General features: G+C 51.2%; 17 protein-coding genes and 1 tRNA gene. 10 read left to right on the top strand and 8 right to left on the bottom strand.

Annotation, left to right across the window (positions count from 1 at the left end; all coding sequences use genetic code 11):
• Positions 1–13: 13 nt before the first annotated feature.
• The 6 genes from DBY97_RS04080 to DBY97_RS04055 form a co-directional block, all read right to left on the bottom strand.
• The gene (locus tag DBY97_RS04080; RefSeq protein WP_107857528.1) at positions 14–1,105 is read right to left on the bottom strand and encodes an acyl-CoA dehydrogenase family protein; all 1,092 of its coding nucleotides are present in this window, start codon (positions 1,103–1,105) and stop codon (positions 14–16) included.
• A gap of 124 nt (positions 1,106–1,229) precedes the next feature.
• On the bottom strand, positions 1,230–1,778 hold the full coding sequence (locus tag DBY97_RS04075) for a carboxymuconolactone decarboxylase family protein (protein WP_107857527.1): 549 nt from the start codon (positions 1,776–1,778) through the stop codon (positions 1,230–1,232).
• Positions 1,779–1,927: 149 nt separating this feature from the next.
• On the bottom strand, positions 1,928–2,350 hold the full coding sequence (locus DBY97_RS04070; protein WP_004520088.1) for a YidB family protein: 423 nt from the start codon (positions 2,348–2,350) through the stop codon (positions 1,928–1,930).
• A 164-nt stretch (positions 2,351–2,514) separates the two neighbouring features.
• A complete protein-coding gene (ruvX, locus tag DBY97_RS04065) occupies positions 2,515–2,970 on the bottom strand; it encodes a Holliday junction resolvase RuvX (RefSeq protein ID WP_070850680.1) in 456 nt (151 codons plus the stop codon).
• The gene (locus tag DBY97_RS04060; RefSeq protein ID WP_107857526.1) at positions 2,963–3,511 is read right to left on the bottom strand and encodes a YqgE/AlgH family protein; all 549 of its coding nucleotides are present in this window, start codon (positions 3,509–3,511) and stop codon (positions 2,963–2,965) included. Before DBY97_RS04060 ends, ruvX begins: the two co-directional genes overlap by 8 nt.
• Before the next feature lie 30 nt (positions 3,512–3,541).
• Positions 3,542–4,087, bottom strand: a complete 546-nt coding sequence (locus DBY97_RS04055) for a CreA family protein (RefSeq protein WP_070608127.1) — start codon at positions 4,085–4,087, stop codon at positions 3,542–3,544.
• Between the two features lie 173 nt (positions 4,088–4,260).
• On the opposite strand from DBY97_RS04055, the gene DBY97_RS04050 reads away from it, so the two are divergent.
• The 4 genes from DBY97_RS04050 to DBY97_RS04035 all read left to right on the top strand — a co-directional run bounded on the left by DBY97_RS04050 (position 4,261) and on the right by DBY97_RS04035 (position 10,297).
• Complete coding sequence (locus tag DBY97_RS04050; protein ID WP_107857525.1) at positions 4,261–6,180, top strand: murein hydrolase activator EnvC family protein; 1,920 nt, start codon at positions 4,261–4,263, stop codon at positions 6,178–6,180.
• A gap of 214 nt (positions 6,181–6,394) precedes the next feature.
• On the top strand, positions 6,395–7,867 hold the full coding sequence (locus DBY97_RS04045; RefSeq protein WP_107857524.1) for a S41 family peptidase: 1,473 nt from the start codon (positions 6,395–6,397) through the stop codon (positions 7,865–7,867).
• A 95-nt stretch (positions 7,868–7,962) separates the two neighbouring features.
• Positions 7,963–9,339, top strand: coding sequence for a DNA repair protein RadA (gene radA, locus DBY97_RS04040; protein WP_049322871.1), 1,377 nt, complete (start codon positions 7,963–7,965; stop codon positions 9,337–9,339).
• Positions 9,340–9,490: 151 nt separating this feature from the next.
• Entirely contained in the window at positions 9,491–10,297 is an 807-nt protein-coding gene (locus DBY97_RS04035) for a DUF4198 domain-containing protein (protein WP_003685136.1), read from the top strand.
• A gap of 55 nt (positions 10,298–10,352) precedes the next feature.
• Here the strand turns inward: DBY97_RS04035 and DBY97_RS04030 are convergent, their stop codons facing one another.
• Both DBY97_RS04030 and DBY97_RS04025 read right to left on the bottom strand, forming a co-directional pair.
• Positions 10,353–10,913 carry a pseudouridine synthase gene (locus tag DBY97_RS04030; RefSeq protein ID WP_107857523.1) on the bottom strand — a complete coding sequence of 187 codons (561 nt, stop codon included), beginning with the start codon at positions 10,911–10,913 and terminating at the stop codon, positions 10,353–10,355.
• An 80-nt stretch (positions 10,914–10,993) separates the two neighbouring features.
• A tRNA-Ser gene (locus tag DBY97_RS04025) sits at positions 10,994–11,086 on the bottom strand.
• A 199-nt stretch (positions 11,087–11,285) separates the two neighbouring features.
• On the opposite strand from DBY97_RS04025, the gene DBY97_RS04020 reads away from it, so the two are divergent.
• The 6 genes from DBY97_RS04020 (at position 11,286) to DBY97_RS03995 (ending at position 18,075) form a co-directional block, all read left to right on the top strand.
• Positions 11,286–11,798, top strand: a complete 513-nt coding sequence (locus DBY97_RS04020; RefSeq protein ID WP_223168965.1) for a hypothetical protein — start codon at positions 11,286–11,288, stop codon at positions 11,796–11,798.
• A gap of 52 nt (positions 11,799–11,850) precedes the next feature.
• Entirely contained in the window at positions 11,851–12,468 is a 618-nt protein-coding gene (locus tag DBY97_RS04015; protein ID WP_107857522.1) for a 4'-phosphopantetheinyl transferase family protein, read from the top strand.
• Positions 12,469–12,561: 93 nt separating this feature from the next.
• The gene (locus DBY97_RS04010) at positions 12,562–14,880 is read left to right on the top strand and encodes an MMPL family transporter (protein ID WP_107857521.1); all 2,319 of its coding nucleotides are present in this window, start codon (positions 12,562–12,564) and stop codon (positions 14,878–14,880) included.
• 134 nt (positions 14,881–15,014) lie between these two features.
• Positions 15,015–16,253, top strand: coding sequence for an NAD(P)/FAD-dependent oxidoreductase (locus DBY97_RS04005; RefSeq protein ID WP_107857520.1), 1,239 nt, complete (start codon positions 15,015–15,017; stop codon positions 16,251–16,253).
• A gap of 97 nt (positions 16,254–16,350) precedes the next feature.
• Positions 16,351–16,869 carry a hypothetical protein gene (locus tag DBY97_RS04000; protein ID WP_107857519.1) on the top strand — a complete coding sequence of 173 codons (519 nt, stop codon included), beginning with the start codon at positions 16,351–16,353 and terminating at the stop codon, positions 16,867–16,869.
• Between the two features lie 3 nt (positions 16,870–16,872).
• Positions 16,873–18,075: a beta-ketoacyl-ACP synthase gene (locus DBY97_RS03995; RefSeq protein WP_107857518.1), complete on the top strand. Its 1,203-nt coding sequence runs from the start codon at positions 16,873–16,875 to the stop codon at positions 18,073–18,075.
• Positions 18,076–18,126 lie beyond the last annotated feature (51 nt).

Here is an 18,126-nt window from a genome sequence, read left to right as displayed (position 1 = left end):
TGATATTTTGAATTTATTGCGCTGCTTCCAAAGCGGCAATTTCTTTGCGCAGGTGTTTGATGGCCGGTGTTACGATGGCGACGAACATGGCCTCGCGGACGCGGCGTTGCGCCGGACTGCGCATCAGATAACCTTTCGCGCCTGCATGCAATGCGGCAGATTGAGTGGCGTTCAGTGCCAACACAGCAGCCGCTTCACGCAGTTTCAAGGTTGCCAGCGTATCGGGTTTGTTATTCCACGCTTCATCGGCAAGGCGTTCGGTTTCCGCCCATGCGCCGTCCAACGCGGCTTTCAATTCATCGTAGCTGTGGTCAAGGTATGAGTTTACTTCTGCGTTCACCACATTGGCCATGCGGATAATGCCGAGCGCACCGTCAATCACACCGGCGCCGATACCTATTTGCAACAGAATGAAACCGGCTTTAATGGTCGGGATATAAGACTGGAACTGCTCAGGCGTAGCAATCACATCTTCATCGGGAATAAACACATCTTTAAAATTCAGGCTGTAAGTGCGCGTGCCTTCCAAACCGCAGAACTCAGGGCAGTTTTGCAGGGTAACGCCTTCCCATTGACCGCCGGTGATAAACATCACATAGCTGTCGCCGATTTGGGCGGTATTTGCCCAAATGTGGTCTTCGCCGATATTGGATACCCAAGGCAAAGCACCGTTGATTTTGTAGCCGCCTTCGACACGTTCGGCTTGCAGATTGTGTTTTTCGATACCGGCAAGGTGTTTGACGGTATTGGACATGCCCGTACCGGCCAAAACTTTGCCCTGCAGAATATCGGCCAAATATTTGTCTCTAACCGCTTGGTTGGGCGATTGGTGCAGATACCACGCGCAAGCCGCCTGACACCATGCGCTGAACGAAGTCGCGCCACATTCTTTACCGATTTCGCGCAATACGGCGATTTGCGTTGCCAAACCCAAACCGTTGCCGCCTTCTTCAACCGTACCTGTCGCGGCAAAACCGCCAATTTTGCCCAATTCCAGCATAAATCCTTTCGGGTACAGGCCTTTGCGGTCGATGTCGTCTACCAATGGTTTTAATTTGCTTTTAACGAGTTCAGCAACATTGTTCAGTAAAGCTTCGCGTGTCATGATTTTTTCCTCTGAATAAGGTTTGAAGCGTAGATGGTTCTACTCGTGAATTATTCTTGACAACAAGGATATCCTTGCTTGTTACTAAAAGGCCGTCTGAATTTTCAGACGGCCTTTGATGAGGTTAGACAAATGCCTGCAATTCAGGGTTGATTTCGGTTTTGGCAAGGTTGTTGACGTAGTTGCACAAGGTTGCCAAAGCAACGCCCATGACGACTTCAACGGCTTGCTGTTGGTTGTAGCCTGCATCGAAGAATGCTTTCAGCTCATCGTCGGATACCGCGCCTTTTTTCGCCATAACGGCTTGGGTGAATGTCGCCAAAGCACTCAGTTTGGCATCGTCAAACTCGCCTGCAGCCAATGCGCGTGCGGCTTTGATAGATTGCTCGGACAGCAGTTTTTTCAGGGTAGCCAGTTTGGTGTGGCCGGCAACGCAGAAACCGCATTCGTTGGTACGGGCTGCAATGATTTGGACAACTTCGACTTCGCCGTCAGTCAGGCTGTTGGCCGCATTCAGCTTGCCAACTTCTTGATAAAACGCCAAAGCTTCAGGCGCATTGGCCAAAACGCCGATCAGGTTAGGAATAAAGCCGTTGTTTTTCAATACGGCTTCAATGCGTGGTTTGGCGGCTTCAGGAGCGGTTTCGACTGTGTGTATGGTCAAGCGGGACATGTGTATAACCTTCTTATCTGGTGAAATGAAGTGCACATCATAAGCCATCCGTCTCCATCAGAAAAAGACTTATTGGTTATTTACCGTAAACCAAAAGTTATAAGGCCGTCTGAACGGATTCAGACGGCCTTATCAAATGATTCAACTCATTATTTCATAAAGTTTTTCAGTAGCATAGAAGCGATGTCGTCCAAGCCGAAGCCATCCGCATCTTGAGCCGTGCCGTTAGGCGTCGCTTTATCGACCAAGTCTGGCAACACTTTTGCCAACAAATCGCCTGCTTGGCCGGCATCCACGCCGAATTTTTGCGCGATTTGGTTCACGGTATCGCTGCCCAAAGCATTTTGCAGATCGCTGCCGGACACAGGCAGGTTGCTGGATTGGTTGGAAACCCAGCTGCTCAGAGCATCGCCCAAACCGCCTTGTTGCAGTTGGTTGATCAGGTTGCCCACGCCGCCTTGCTGCTTAACCAAATCCATCGCCATATCGGTCAGAGAACCTTGTGCGCCGTTTTCGTTGTTGCCACCCAACATTTGAGTAGCCGCATTCAAAAGATTGTCCATGAGTGCCATGACTTTTTCCTTGTATTTGTGTCTAAAAAAAGAAAGCGGAGTGTAGCAAAATTTATGCCGAAAAAAATCAGGCTTAACCAAACTAAACTTCTTTTATCCCAAAGCCGTAACAAAACAAAGGCCGTCTGAAACCCAGTTTCAGACGGCCTTTATAATGAATAATGCTATTCTTCGCGGCCATTGAAATACTCTGCCGCGCCACCTTCGAAAAACCCTTGCAAAATCGCCTGCGCCGCTACTTGGTCAAGTACGGATTTTTGTTTTCGGCCAAATACTTGTGCTTCTGCAAGCAGGCTTTCCGCGTATAAGGAAGACATCCTTTCGTCCACCCAATAAACCGGCAAATTAAAACGTCCGTGCAAACGGCGGCCAAACTTGCGGCTCAAACGGGTCAGCTCATGCTCCGTCCCGTCGGTATGCGTCGGCAGGCCGACCACAAAATACTTGGGTTGCCATTCTTTGACCAGCTTGGCAATGGCCTCGAATTTCTCATCATTGCTGTTGCCGGTTACCGTCGCCAGCGGATGGCTCATACCCAGCTCCGCCTCGCCCTGCGCCACGCCGATGCGCGCCTCGCCGAAATCAAAGGCCAAAACCGTGCCTTTTGGTGCTTCAGGCATGGCCGACTCCTGAAAATAAAGCGTTCGGATTGACGCCCAATTTTTCAAAAGCGGCGGAATAACGAAGTTCGTAAGGCACATCAAACAGAATATGTTCGTCCGCAGGGACGGTCAGCCAAACATTTTCTGCCAGCTCACGCTCCAACTGCCCTTTGCCCCATTTTGAATAACCAATGCTGATCAAAGCCTTGTCCACCGCACCTTCTTTAGACAAGTTTTCAATCACATCGCGCGAAGAAGTCAGCGCGACGTTATCGGTTACCACCATGCTGTTTTGCCAGCGACCGATCGGCGTATGCACGACATAGCCGCGCTCAATCTGAACCGGCCCGCCCATCATCACGTTTTCATGTTGCAGGCGCAACGGGATATTGCGGTCGGCGGCGGCGAAAATCATGTCCATGGTAATCGGCGAAGGCTTGTTGATGATGATGCCCAGCGCACCTTCTTCATCGTGTTCGCACACATAAATGACCGTATCCGTAAAAAACGGATCGTCCATATGAGGCATGGCAATCAGGAAATGGTTGGCTAAATTCATATTCTTCTTAATATCTATAAGCTGATTTTATTATTTTTGTCCGTCGGCAACCGGCGCATCCACCACGCACGCACCGTAAACCGCGCCGCCTGCCGGTACCGGCGCATCGGTTTTTGCATGGGCAAAACACGATACCGCGCTCAAAGAGTTCTTCGGCGAACCTTGAACGATTTTATCGCTGTACACCAAATAAGCGAAAGACTTACGTTTCGGATCGTAGTAGCGGATAATCTGCTGGCTCTTAAATGCTATGCTGGCACTGCGTTTGAACACTTGTCGCGGTTTCAAAACCGCAGCCTCGTTATAACGGATGACTTCCGCACTTTGCACGCAGGAAACCGATGCGTCGCTGGCATCTTCTTCCAGATTGACCGTTTCTTTCAAACCGCCTTTTTTCGCGTACGAAATATAGCAGGCAACCCCCTGCACATCAGGATCATCAAAACCTTCCACTTCAATACGGTCGTTTTTACCCAACATATGAAACACCGTACTGGCGCGTCCGATTTTATCGGTATCGTTACCGCAAGCCGCCAAAACCATGGCGCCCAACACTACTAATAAATATTTTTTCATAATATCCCGTCGATGCAGACTGTCAGTTTCCAGGCAGACTAAACCCCGTCCGCCTACTCTATCGTTACTATATAAGACCGTTCGTCCATATTGCAACCCGATATTATTTTCAGACGGCCTGACAGACAGTATAATCCGTCCTATTGTTCCTACTTTGATAGCAAGATCGAACCATGCGTTACAAACCCCTCATTCTCGCCCTGTTGCTCAGTTTCTCCCTGCCAACCTATGCTGCCAAAGACGCGCCGAAAGAAAAAGCGGCCACCGTCAAAAAAGCTGCGCCCGTGAAAAAAGAGAAAGAAGCCACTAAGACAGATGTAAAAAAAGAAACCTCAAAAAAACAAGCAGTAAAAGAAAAAGAGGAAGACAAAAAAGCGGTTAAAGTCAAAGCCTCCAAAGAGAAGGAAACCGCCGACAAAAACGAACGCGCTTCATCCAAAAACAAACCGGCTAAAGCCGCCGAAGCCGCTGCCGACAATAAAAAGGTCAACCGCAAAGCCGAAGAGCCTAAAGAAACAGCCAAAGACAAAAAAGCCGCAGCCGCAAAACCCGGCAAAGCCAAAGAACAAGACAAAAAACCTGTTGAAGATAAAAAAGACAGTAAAGCCAAAGAACCTGTAAAAAAAGCAGAACCTAAAGAAACCAAAACCAAAGAGCCTGCTAAAAAAACGGCTGAGGATAAAAAAGACCGTCAATCCAAAGAACCAGTAAAAAAAGCAGCCGAAGACAAAAAGGCTGACGCTAAAGAAACCAAAGCCAAAGAGCCTGCCAAAAAAGCTGTTGAAGATAAAAAAGACGCTAAAAAAGACACAAAAGCTAAAGAGCAAAACAAAAAAGACGAGCCTAAAGCTGAGCCTAAAGCCGTCTCTTCAGCCGACAACGATTTCAAAGCAGCCGTGGCTGCCGCCGCCAACGAAATGGAAAGCAAGAAATCCTTTGCCAAACGCAACGAGGGTTTCATTATCCATGTCAATGCCACGCTCAAACAGCTGCAACAAACACGCAACAACCTCTCCGGCATCAACCGCAAACAACGCGACGCTTGGGAAAAATTCCAAAAACTCAATGCCGATGCCAACCAGTTGAAAGCCGAAGTTTCCAACACGCGCGCCCAAATTTCGCGCTTTGTGTCCGGCAACTATAAAAACAGCCAGCCCAACGCGGTCGCACTCTTCCTGAAAAACGCCGATGCCGGTCAAAAAACCCGCTTCCTGCGTTACACGCGTTATATCAACAACGCCAACGACCAAGTCATGAGAGACTTGGAAAAACAACAAAAAGAGCTGGCAGCGCAAGAGCAAAAAATCAACAATGAATTGGCTTACCTGAAAAAACTGCAAGCCAATATTCAAGCTTCGTTGCGTCAACAAGGCGTGACCAATACCGCAGAACAAGCCGAAAGCCGCCGTCAAAACGCGCAAATGGCCAAAGAAGCGCAAAAGAAAATCAACCACAGAGAAAACGAGCAGCGCCTCAACAATCTCTTGAAAGATTTGGAAAAACACAAAGCTGAGCAACGCAAAGCCGAAGCCGAAGCGCGTAAAAAAGCCGCCGAAGCCCGTTTGGCCGCTGCTGAAAAAGCACGCAAAGAGCAGGCTGCCGCCCAACAAAAAGCCGAAGCCGAACGCGCCGCCATGTCCACGCTGACTGACGAAGACATGAAACTGCAAGCCCCAAATACCCAAGGCTTGACCGTCAGCAACGCCAACAGCTTCAGCCGCATGCAAGGCCGTCTGAAAAAACCGGTTAACGGCACACTGGCAGGCCTGTTCGGTCAAGACCGCGGCGATGGTGAAGTTTGGAAAGGCGTGTTCTACAATACCGTTCCGGCTCCGGTCAGCAGCATTGCCTCAGGCACAGTTACTTTTGCCGGCGAACTTGAAGGTTACGGCAAAGTAGTCGTCCTCGACCACGGCGACGGCTATGTCAGCATTTACTCTGGCCTGAGCGAAATTGACATCGCCCAAAACTATGCCGTCAATGCCGGCAGCAAGATTGGTACCAGCGGCACTTTGCCGTCGGGCGAAACCGGCCTTTACCTTGAAGTCCGCTACAACGGACAAGTCATGAATCCGCTTTCATGGATTAACTGATGTTTCAGACGGCCTGAGTGAATTTTCCCCTTCAGGCCGTCTGAATTTCATCATAAACTACAATAAAACACGATTTTCACGCCTGTTCAGCACATTAAACAACAAACTTTTACCTTAAACTTATTGTTCCAAGCGTTTAAATCACATAAAGTCAACGGGTTCAGAGAAAACAAAAACCACTTTGCTTACCGTACACAAAAAGAAAGTCAAACGAATGTCAACAAAATCCACTTTGAAAAAAGTTGCAATCTACACTCTCGGCGCATTTAGCGGCATCGCCCTTAGTCTGAGTGTACAAAGTTTTGCCGCCGAAAAAGACAAAAAAGACAACGAGGCCCTGCCCGTGCAGACCATCCGCACCATGGCAGAAGTGTACGGCCAAATCAAAGCCAACTATTACCAAGACAAACCCGATGCCGAGCTTTTTGAAGGCGCAATGAAAGGCATGGTGTCCGATCTCGATCCGCATTCCGAGTATATGGACAAAAAAGGCTATGCTGAAATGAAAGAATCCACCAGCGGCGAATTCGGCGGCTTGGGCATGGAAATCGGACAAGAAGACGGCTTCGTCAAAGTCGTTGCCCCGATTGAAGACACTCCGGCAGAACGCGCCGGCGTAAAAAGTGGCGACTTCATCGTCAAAATCGACAATACCTCTACGCGCGGCCTGACCGTCAGCGAAGCCGTCAAAAAAATGCGCGGCAAACCGGGTACCAAAATCACCCTGACCCTTTCACGCAAAAATGCCGACAAACCCATCGTCGTCAACCTGACTCGCGCCATCATCAAAGTCAAAAGCGTGCGCCATCACCTGCTTGAAAAAGACTACGGCTACATCCGCGTCTCCCAATTCCAAGAGCGCACCGTTGCCGCGCTCAACGAAGCCGCACAAGCCCTTGTCAAAGAAAACAAAGGCCCGCTCAAAGGCATCATCCTCGACTTACGCGATGACCCGGGCGGCCTGCTCAACGGTGCAGTTGGCGTATCCGCAGCCTTCCTGCAACCTGACGTAACCGTTGTCAGCACCAAAGGCCGCAACAAAAAAGAAGGCATGGTGCTCAAAGCAACTGCCGAAGACTACATCACCACCAGCGGCAAAGACCCGTTGGCCGGATTGCCTGCCGAGCTGAAAACCATTCCAATGACCGTCCTGATTAACGCAGGCTCGGCCTCCGCTTCCGAAATCGTTGCCGGCGCATTGCAAGACCACAAACGCGCCGTCGTCGTCGGCACACAAAGTTTCGGCAAAGGCTCAGTGCAAACCCTGATTCCGCTTTCCGGCGGCAGCGCAGTCAAACTGACCACCGCCCTTTACTACACGCCAAACGACCGCTCGATTCAAGCACAAGGCATTGTTCCTGACGTTGAAGTCAAAGATAAAGACCGCGCCTTTGAAAGCCGCGAAGCTGATTTGGTCGGCCATATCGGCAATCCGTTGGGCGGCCAAGACGTCAACAGCAGCACTGAAACGCCTGCCAATGCCGAAACCAATGTCGATAAAGACAAGTCCAAAAAAGACAAAGACGAAGACATCTCCAGCCGCCGCATTCCAAATCCGGCCAAAGACGATCAGCTCCGCAAAGCCTTGGACTTGGTGAAAAATCCAGCCGAATGGCAAAAATCTTTGGGTTTGGCAGCGAAAAAACCTGCACCGAAAAAAGATGCAGATAAAGACAGCAAAAAATAAACCTGTTATTTCTCAATAAAAAAGGTCGTCTGAAAACGATATGATTGTTTTCAGACGACCTTTTCACACATCAAATATTCCACAGGGAAAACACCATGGCAAAAGCCCCCAAAACCATCTACCAATGTTCCGAATGCGGCGGCACTTCCCCGAAATGGCAGGGTAAATGCCCGCATTGCGGCGAGTGGAACACGCTTCAGGAAAGCCTTGCCGCGCCCGAACCGAAAAACGCCCGCTTCCAATCTTGGGCGGCGGACACTTCGACCGTCCAATCCCTCTCCGCCGTCACCGCCACCGAAGTGCCGCGCAATCCGACCGGCATGGGCGAACTCGACCGCGTATTGGGCGGCGGTTTGGTAGATGGCGCAGTCATCCTGCTCGGCGGCGACCCCGGCATCGGCAAATCTACGTTGCTGTTGCAAACCATCGCCAAAATGGCGCAAAGCCGCAAAGTGCTGTACGTTTCCGGTGAGGAATCCGCCCAACAAGTCGCCCTGCGTGCACAGCGTTTGGAATTGCCCACCGAAGGCGTGAACCTGCTTGCCGAAATCCGCATGGAAGCGATTCAGACGGCCTTGAAACAGCATCAGCCCGAAGTCGTCGTCATTGATTCCATCCAAACCATGTATTCCGACCAAATCACTTCCGCCCCCGGCTCCGTGTCGCAGGTGCGCGAGTGTGCCGCTCAACTGACGCGTATGGCGAAACAGATGGGCATCGCCATGATACTGGTCGGACACGTTACCAAAGACGGCGCGATTGCCGGCCCGCGCGTGCTGGAGCATATGGTCGATACCGTACTGTATTTCGAGGGCGACCAACATTCCAACTACCGCATGATACGCGCCATCAAAAACCGTTTCGGCGCAGCAAACGAATTGGGCGTATTCGCCATGACCGAAAACGGTTTGAAAGGCGTATCCAACCCGTCCGCCATCTTCCTCGCCAGCTACCGTGACGACACGCCCGGCTCATGCGTTTTGGTCACGCAAGAAGGCAGCCGCCCGCTTTTGGTCGAAATTCAGGCTTTAGTCGATGATGCGCACGGCTTCACCCCCAAACGCCTCACCGTCGGTCTCGAACAAAACCGCCTCGCCATGCTGCTCGCCGTCCTCAACCGCCACGGCGGCATTGCCTGCTTCGACCAAGACGTGTTCCTCAACGCCGTCGGAGGCGTCAAAATCGGCGAACCCGCCGCCGACCTTGCCGTCATCCTCGCCATGCTCTCCAGCTTCCGCAACCGCCCCATGCCTGAAAAAACCGTGGTTTTCGGCGAAATCGGCTTAAGTGGCGAAGTCCGCCCTGTTGCACGCGGGCAAGAGCGGCTCAAAGAAGCGGAAAAACTCGGCTTCAAACGCGCCATCGTCCCCAAAGCCAATATGCCGCGCAATGCCAAAGAGTTTCCGAACCTGAAAATCTACGGCGTCAGCAGTTTGCAGGAAGCAATTGATGTTTGTCGTGACGGGGACTAAACCGTTTCAATAATCCGACTCAAAAAACAATCATCTAAAAGGCCGTCTGAAAGTTTTCAGACGGCCTCTCTTTAAATTTAAATAATTTTGTTATATTATAACGAACGAATTTATTCTATCTTTTCTACACATCGAAAATCGGAGAGAAATCATGAAAAAAACCGCTTTGCTTATCGCATCTGCCTTCCTATTCAGCACTGCCGCACACGCCCATCGCGTTTGGGTTGAAACCGCCCACACACATGGCGGCGAATACCTTGAAGCCGAATTGGGCTATGGCGAATTCCCGGAGCTTGAGCCGATCGCCAAAGACCGCCTGCACATTTTCAGCAAACCCATGCAACTGGTGACTGAAAAAGGCAAAGAAAACATGATTCAAAAAGGCACATACAATTACCAATACCGCAGCAAACTGCCGGTCAAAGACGGCAGCTACTTGGTAACCGCCGAATATCAACCGACTTTCTGGTCAAAAAACAGCGCGGGCTGGAAGCAGGCAAGCATCAAAGAAATGCCTGATGCAAGCTATTGCGAGCAAACCCGTATGTTCGGCAAAAACATCGTCAATGTCGGCCACGAAAGCGCAGATACCGCCATCATCACCAAGCAAGTCGGCCAACATTTGGAAATCGTACCTTTGGACAACCCTGCCAACGTCCATGTCGGAGAACGCTTCAAAGTCCGCGTCCTCTTCAATGGCGAGCCGCTGCCCAACGCTACCGTTACCGCCACATTTGACGGCTTCGACACCAGCGACCGCAGCAAAACCCATAAAACCGAAGCCCAAGCCTTCTCCGATACCACTGATGACAAAGGCGAAGTCAGCATCATTCCCCTGCGCCAAGGTTTCTGGAAAGCCAGCGTAGAACACAAAGCCGATTTCCCCGATCAAAGCGTGTGCCAAAAACAGGCGAACTACACCACTTTGACCTTCCAAATCGGTCATTCACATCATTGATTTTCCATAACAAAAGGCCATCTGAATAGTTTCAGACGGCCTTTATTCATACTATTTAAGGACGATGCGGCGCAAACTGCCATTGTCCCAATTCCAAATTCAAATCAAACAGATTCAGACAGCCTATTGCCACACGGACCAAGCGTAAACACGGAAAGCCTGCTTTCGCCGTCATCCTTCGCACTTGGCGGTTTTTCCCTTCCGAAATTTTGATTTCCACCCAAAAATCAGGCACGGACTTGCGCACGCGAATCGGTGGCACGCGCGGCCATAAAACATCCGCTTCACCCTCTTCCAATACCCTGACCTCGGCCGGACGGGTGACAAAATCGCCCAAATCTACGCCACGGCGCAACAAATCCAATTTGGCTTCATCAGGAGAACCCTCCACCTGCGCCCAATAAGTTTTGACCTGCTTAAATTTCGGGTCGGCAATCTGCGCCTGCAAACGGCCATTATTGGTCAGCAGCAGCAAACCCTCGCTGTCCGTATCCAAACGGCCGGCCGGATAAAATCCCGGTTTCTCGACAAAATCCTTAAGGCACTGATGTTTTTCATGTGCAGAAAACTGGCAAATCACGCCATAAGGCTTGTTTAGGATAATCAAATCGTTCATTTCACACTTTCAGACGGCCTCAGATTTCAAGCAATTCCGGATAATAAAAAAGACACCGTATAAACGGTGTCTTTCATATTTGGCGGAGTAAGAGGGATTCGAACCCTCGATGCAGGTTGACCCCACATGCTTCCTTAGCAGGGAAGTGCCTTCAGCCTCTCAGCCATTACTCCTAAGGAAGACCGCAATATACGCTTTCTGCCCTCCTTCGTCAAGCATGACCGCCCCAAACTTTCTTAACACCATGAAATTATTTAAATAAAAATATAATATTTTTTACATCATCCTATTTTTATACTTCTTTCATATATGTTAAAATGATTCTGTTTTCTGTAAACCTTTTTTCACACCCCTTATTACAAAGGAGTTCGTATGTTACGTTTTTCTGCTTTGGTTGCCGTATCCGCCCTGATGCTTGCCGCTTGCTCACAATCCGGCAATTCTCAACCATCTACTTCCTCCTCTCAAACTTCTACTCAAAAAACAACTGCCGCCGGTTCTGCCTGCCGCAGCATGGGTGAAGGCCATAAAGTCAATGGTAAAGGTCAAAACGATATTTATATGTGTAAAGTCGATGTGGCTTTGAACTCTGCCGAAGCTAAATCCGCTTTGGACCCCAGCATCCGCGTTCACTACGGCAGCACATCCGGTGCGACTTTGACTTCCCGTCAAATCTCCAACTCAGTCGGCAAAACCCCTGATGAAACCTGCCAACGCGCATTCTTAAGCGCAGTTAAACGCTTCCAAAGTACTGCGCATCGCAAAAAAGCCAAATCCGTTCATCTGGTTAGCTACTTTGACAAAGTAACCAAAGGCGGTAACGAGTACGAATGCCACATCGCTACATTCAACAGCCGTGTGGTTTTGAAAGGCAGCTTCCACTAAGCAATGTCAAAAATGCCGGACTTCAAGATGAAGTTTGGCATTTTTCTATTTTATGGATACAACACCCCTTCACTGCCTGCTGGCCGATCCGTCTTTTGCCGCCTGCTATGACCATGCCTCTCTAAACGCAGCCGATTCCCAACGTTTGGCTGCCACGCCGCAACTGGCGCAGCGTCAGGACTGGCAAGTCAGCCGAGCATTAAAACAGCAAACCGATTTACCGACTGTATCGCTGAGCCACAGCCAAGGCTTTGCCGCTTTATTGTGTGCGTCTCATCCCTTAACAGCCGGTGTCGATATCGAATTTATCCGCCCGCGTGATTTCAAAGCGCTGTCGGCTTTGGTCTGCACGCAGGAAGAACAAGACTTTTTGGAAACGGCAAACTGGCCGTCTGAAACGTTTTACCGATTGTGGTGTTTCAAAGAAGCCTTGATTAAAGCGGCGAATTTGGATTTCCCGTCAGACATGAAATCAGTCGGCTATGTTTTCGATTCAGGACAACCCGTCGGTTTACGCGCTGGAAAGCAAACCGATTGGCACGGCACAAGCGCGATTTTGGCAGATACGATGGCACTTGCCTGCGTTTGGAAGGACAACGCCGTCGCTCCGCAATGGCAGTTTTTCGGTTCGCTCCAACCCAATGATTTAATCGACCGGCAAACCATCTAATAACTGACAAAATAATAATAATCTGATTTAATTTACTGCACTTTTACTTATTCCACACACCAACAGCAGCATTTGCAAAAGGCCGTCTGAACGATGAATCTTCGCCTCCTAAACCGCCTCTATACTGCCCTTATCCTGTTTCTTACCCTGTTTTTGGTTTATGCCTTTGCTTCACAAGCGCGTATCCAAACCGATTTGACTGCACTGTTGCCAAGCGAGCAGCAACCCGATGCCTTACTGACGGCTGCGGATAAAGCCGCAGAAGCGCAGCTCAATTCGCAAGTTATTTTGCTTGCCGGCAGTACCGATGCCGAAACCGCTTTTCAGACGGCCTCACAAATTGCCGACACATGGCGCAAAAGCGGCGTATTTGAACAAGTCGACAGCAGCATGACGCCGAATTTGGACAAGGTGCGGGCAGATATGCAGAAACTGGGCTTGGCGGTTTTGCCGCAAGACGAAATCCGCCTGCTGTTTGAGCAGCCGCAAGCCTATTTTCAAGCGCGCGCAGAAGCCGCGGCCAATCCGTTTGCCGCCCCCTCCCCTTTGTCTTTAGAACAAGACTGGCTGGGCTTCGGACGCTTTGTTGCCGACAAAGCCAATCCGCAAAGCCGTTTGCAGTGGGACATGGACAACGGCATGCTGTTTGCCGAAGACCAAGGCAAAACTTGGGTATTTTTACGCGGACGGCTCGCCGGCGGCGATCAATTTTCCGGCAACGATGCCCTCTTGCCGCTGATGGCGCAAAGCCGTCAAATCGCTTCGGAAAACGGCGCGGAAACCTTAAGCGCAGGTGGCGCATTGTTCGCTGCTGTATCCAAAGCAGCCGCAGAAAAAGAAAGCCGGCTGATGAGCATGGTCGGACTTGGGCTGACCTTTGCGCTGCTGTTGTGGGTCTTCCGCAGCGGCCGCGTATTTTTGCTGTCCTTGCCGCTGGCAGCCGGTATGTTAACCGGACTGGCGGTTGCGTTATTAACCTTCGGCGAAGTGCATATCCTGACCATCGTCATCGGCACCAGCTTGGTGGGCATGTTGGTGGATTTCCCGTTGCACTGGCTTGCGCCGTCGGTATTCGGGCCGTCTGAAAAGACCGTTTGGCAGGCCGAATCGGCAATAAAACATGTCTTGCCGAGCTTTGCCGTCAGCCTGACGATTACCGTCTTGGGCTACGCGCTGCTGTGGTTCACCCCTTTGCCTGTACTGCGCCAAACCGCCGTATTTTCAGGCTTTGCCTTATTTGGCGCGTTTGGTGCCACCGTTTTATGGCTGCCGCCGCTGTTTCGCCGCTATCGTGCCAAAACCGTGCCTTTTGCCGCATTAACCGAAAAGCTCTATTCCTTGTCAGGCCGTCTGAAAAACCGCCTACACAAACGCGGCTGGTTAATCGTGGGCGGAATTTTGCTGGCAGTCGGATTGTGGCGCAGCGACTGGCGTGACGACATCCGTCAATGGGTCAATATGCCGACCGCGATGTTGACAGAAGTACAACAAATCGGCCGGTTGAGCGGCACAGATTTTGGCGGCAAATATTTGGTGGCCGAAGCACAAAGCGAAGACGCCCTATTGAAGAAAACCGCCGAACTCGGCCGTGCCCTGCAGCCCTTAATCGCACAAGGCAAACTATCCGGCATCCAATCGCCCGACCAATTCATCCTTCCGACAACAGAGCAGCAAAAACTGCAAAACCGCCTGCGCGAATTGACCAAATTGCCTGATAGCTGGAAACCGCTCACTGAAATCGGTATTCCGCGCAAAACCGTGCGCGATGCCCTGCTTCAAGCCGCCGATACGCAACCATTGTCGCTTTCAGACGGCCTGAATACCGATTTGGCAGAAGCTTGGCGTTCCTTGTATTTGGGCGAAGTTGAACTAGGCCGTTTTGCTGCCGTCGTGCGTTTGAACGGCATGACCGATGAAGCTGCCGTACGCGCCGCAGTGCAACACGTCTCCGGCGTACATTGGGCAGACAAACGCGCCCACTTAAACGAGCTTTTCCACCACACGCGCAATCAGGCCGCATGGTTGAAACTGGCTTCCTATGCGTTGGCATGGCTGCTTTTGTGGAAAATGTTTGGTTTCAAACGCGGCAGCAAAATCCTTGCCGTGCCGCTGGCCGCCGCCATCTGCACCGTTGCCGTACTCGGTTTGGCCGGCATTCCCGTCAGCCTGTTTGCCATGTTCGGCCTGCTTTTAGTATCCGCCATCGGCGTGGACTATGCCGTCTATGCCGCCACCGCACACCATAGCGCCCCGGCAAAATTAGGCGGTATGCTGCTTGCCGCCGCGACGACAGCCATTTCCTTTGCCCTGCTCGCCATCAGCAGTACACCCGCCGTTGCCGCGTTCGGCATGACGGTTACCATCGGCGTGGTATTCAATATTTGGCTGGCAGGCACATTGTTGAAAAATTAGACAAAAAATAAAGACGATTGAAATTAAGGCGATATTTTGTTTCAACTTCTATCGTCACGTTGTAGGAGGCCGTCTGAAAAACTTCAGACGCTGGTTTAAACATTATTTATCATTAAAATCAAAGGTATTTTAAAATGTCCGTAGAATTTGACGTTGCCGTTATCGGCGCAGGCCCTTCAGGTTCGGTTGCTTCCGCTTTGCTGAACAAACAAGGCTTTAAAGTTTGCGTATTGGAAAAACAACATTTCCCGCGCTTTGTCATCGGCGAAAGCCTGTTGCCGCATTGCATGGAAATGTTGGAAGAAGCCGGTTTTGCCGATGCAGTGCATGCCGAGCCCAGCTTTCAATTTAAAGACGGCGCTGCGTTTTCATGGGGCAGCCGTTACACAGATTTCAACTTTACTGAAAAATTTTCAGACGGCCCCGGCACCATTTATCAAGTGCGCCGCGGCATCTTCGACAAAATCCTGATTGATGAAGCGGCAAAACAAGGCGTCGATGTCCGCTTCGGACATGGCGTAACCGCGTTTGACAACAGCGGCGATGTGGCACGCTTGAGCGTTGCAACCGATACAGGCGAAAACTATGAATTGACCGCCAAATTCGTTTTGGATGCCAGCGGTTACGGCCGCGTCCTGCCCCGCCTTTTGGACTTGGAAAGCCCGTCCGAGCTGCCTCCTCGCCAAGCCCACTTCACGCATATCGACGACAACATCACCAGCCCGAAATTCGATCGCAATAAAATCCTGATCAACACACATCCGGAACATCGCGATGTCTGGATTTGGCTGATTCCTTTCGGCGACAACCGCTGCTCCATCGGCGTTGTCGGCACGCCCGACAAACTGGCCGGCGAATCAGAAGCCGTATTGAAAAAATTTGTGTACGAATGCCCGATGCTGGCAGAAATTTTGGATAAAGCCATTTGGGAAAACGACTTTCCGTTCCGCTCTATCCAAGGCTATTCCGCCAACGTGAAAACCTTATACGGCAAACATTTCGCCCTTTTGGGCAACGCCGCCGAATTCCTCGACCCCGTCTTCTCCTCCGGCGTAACCATTGCCCTGCACTCTGCCAAACTGGCTGCCGACTTGTTGGCCAAACAACTCAAAGGCGAAGCCGTCGATTGGCAAACCGAATTTGCCGACCAACTAATGATCGGTGTGAACGCGTTCCGCACTTATGTAAACGGTTGGTACGATTTCCGCTTCCAAAACGCCATCTACGCGCCCAACCGCAGTCCTGAAATCAGCCGCATGATTTCGTCTATTTTGGCAGGCTACGCTTGGGATACGAACAATCCATTCGTGGAAAAATCCGAACAACGCTTGTCCACACTTGCCGCATTGGTGGGTGATTTGAAGGTAGAATAAGGACGAATGCCTTTCAGACGGCCTAGACTGAAAACGGAACAGGCCGTCTGAAACTTCATCCATACCATTAAATATTTTGACCGATAGATAAAACCTTATGCGATTTATCCCTTTGCTTGCCGCACTGCTGCTTTCCGCATGCGCGACTTCGCTCCCTCATCCGCAAACGCTGCCGCCGCTTTCCAAAGAAGGCCAATGGTTCAAACTCGAGCAGACCAATGCGGCGGGGCAAACCGTTCAAACCAATCTCTTGGCAGTCGAACCTCATTCAGACGGCATCCGCTTTGTCCAAACCGATGCACTGGGTGCGCCGGTATCGCGTCAATCGGTCAGCACCAAAGGCTGGAAAAACGACGGCTTTGTGATGCCCAATGCCAGTTCGCGCCGATTGTTTGCCGCCCTGTTGCCGCTTTTGGCCGCCGAACACGCCGCCACGCTTTACCCTGAAGCCCGCCAACAAAACACCACCCATCAAGGCTTCTGCCCTGACGGCAAAGGCGCGGTATTCAGCTACCGCGAGCGTGATTTGTGGTGTGTCGCCCACCATTCCGAACAATTCCTCATCGGCTTCCCCGACCAAACTTTCTGGACGGTCAGCCCGATTGCAGAAGACTAATCCATGAATACTCCTGTTTATCTCAGCCGTCCGGCACTGACCAGCGCATTGGGTAGCGGCTTGCAAGTTCATGCCGATGCCTTACTCACGCCGTCTGAAAACACGCCCCTGACTTTTTCAGACCAATGGGTAAAAGGCAAAACGCTTGCTTTCGGTGCAGTCAAAGAAACCCTGATGCCTCTGCCCGATAACATTCCCGAAGCGCATCGCAGCCGCAATAACCAACTTATCCTGCACGCGCTTTCGCAAATAGACGGACTGATTCAGACGGCCATTACCCGTTACGGCAAAGAAAGAGTTGCTGTCGTTACCGGTACGTCCACCAGTGGCGCAGACGAAAATATCCCCTTGTTCCAACACGTTGTCCAAGGTGGTAAATGGACGGATGTTCCGTTCAAGCAGCTGCAACACACCATGGCTTCGCCCTCCGAATTTATCACCCAAGTTTACGGTTTGGACGGCTTGCGCTATACCGTTTCCACCGCCTGCACTTCCGGCGCACGCGCCCTCATCAGCGCAGCCCGATTGCTTCGTGCCGGATTGTGTGATGCCGTAATTTGCGGCGGCGCGGATACGCTTTCTCCGCTGACGATCAATGGTTTTGCCTCTTTGGAAGTGCTTTCAGACGGCATTGCCAAGCCTTTTTCCGCCAACCGCAACGGCATCAATATCGGCGAAGCGGCCGCATTTTTCGTGATGACGCGCGATGCCGATTTTGACGGCGAAATGCAGTTGCTCGGCTACGGCGCAAGCAGCGATGCCTACCATATGTCTTCGCCCCGCCCCGACGGTTTGGGTGCAGCCCAATCTTTTCAGGCCGCTTTGGATAAAGCCGGTTTGAAAGCGGAAGACATCGGCTGGATCAATCTGCACGGCACCGGCACGCAACACAACGACAGCATGGAAAGCCGGGCCGTTGCCGAAGTATTTGGCAGCCACACCCTTTGCACCTCAACCAAGCCGTCCACCGGTCATACTTTGGGTGCAGCCGGTGCGATCGAAGCAGCGTTTGCCTGGTTGATGGTCAACCGCCAATACAATCCGGAAGGCAAACTGCCACCCCAACAATGGGACAATGTACCCGATTCCGAGCTGCCCAACATCGCTTTGACCGACGGCGACAGCCGCTGGCCGTCTGAAAAACGCATTGCCGCCAGCTCGTCTTTTGCCTTCGGCGGCAGCAATGCCGTTTTGATTATCGGATAAGTCCTTATATTTAGGCTGTCTTTTCAGACGGCCTTTTTCTTTTCCGCAACT

The sequence above is a fragment of the Neisseria subflava genome, assembly GCF_003044645.1.
In the GTDB taxonomy this organism is placed as follows: Bacteria; Pseudomonadota; Gammaproteobacteria; order Burkholderiales; family Neisseriaceae; genus Neisseria; species Neisseria subflava_B.
The sequence above is the reverse complement of the archived record's forward strand: the minus strand, read 5'-3'. Positions and strand labels throughout refer to the sequence as shown.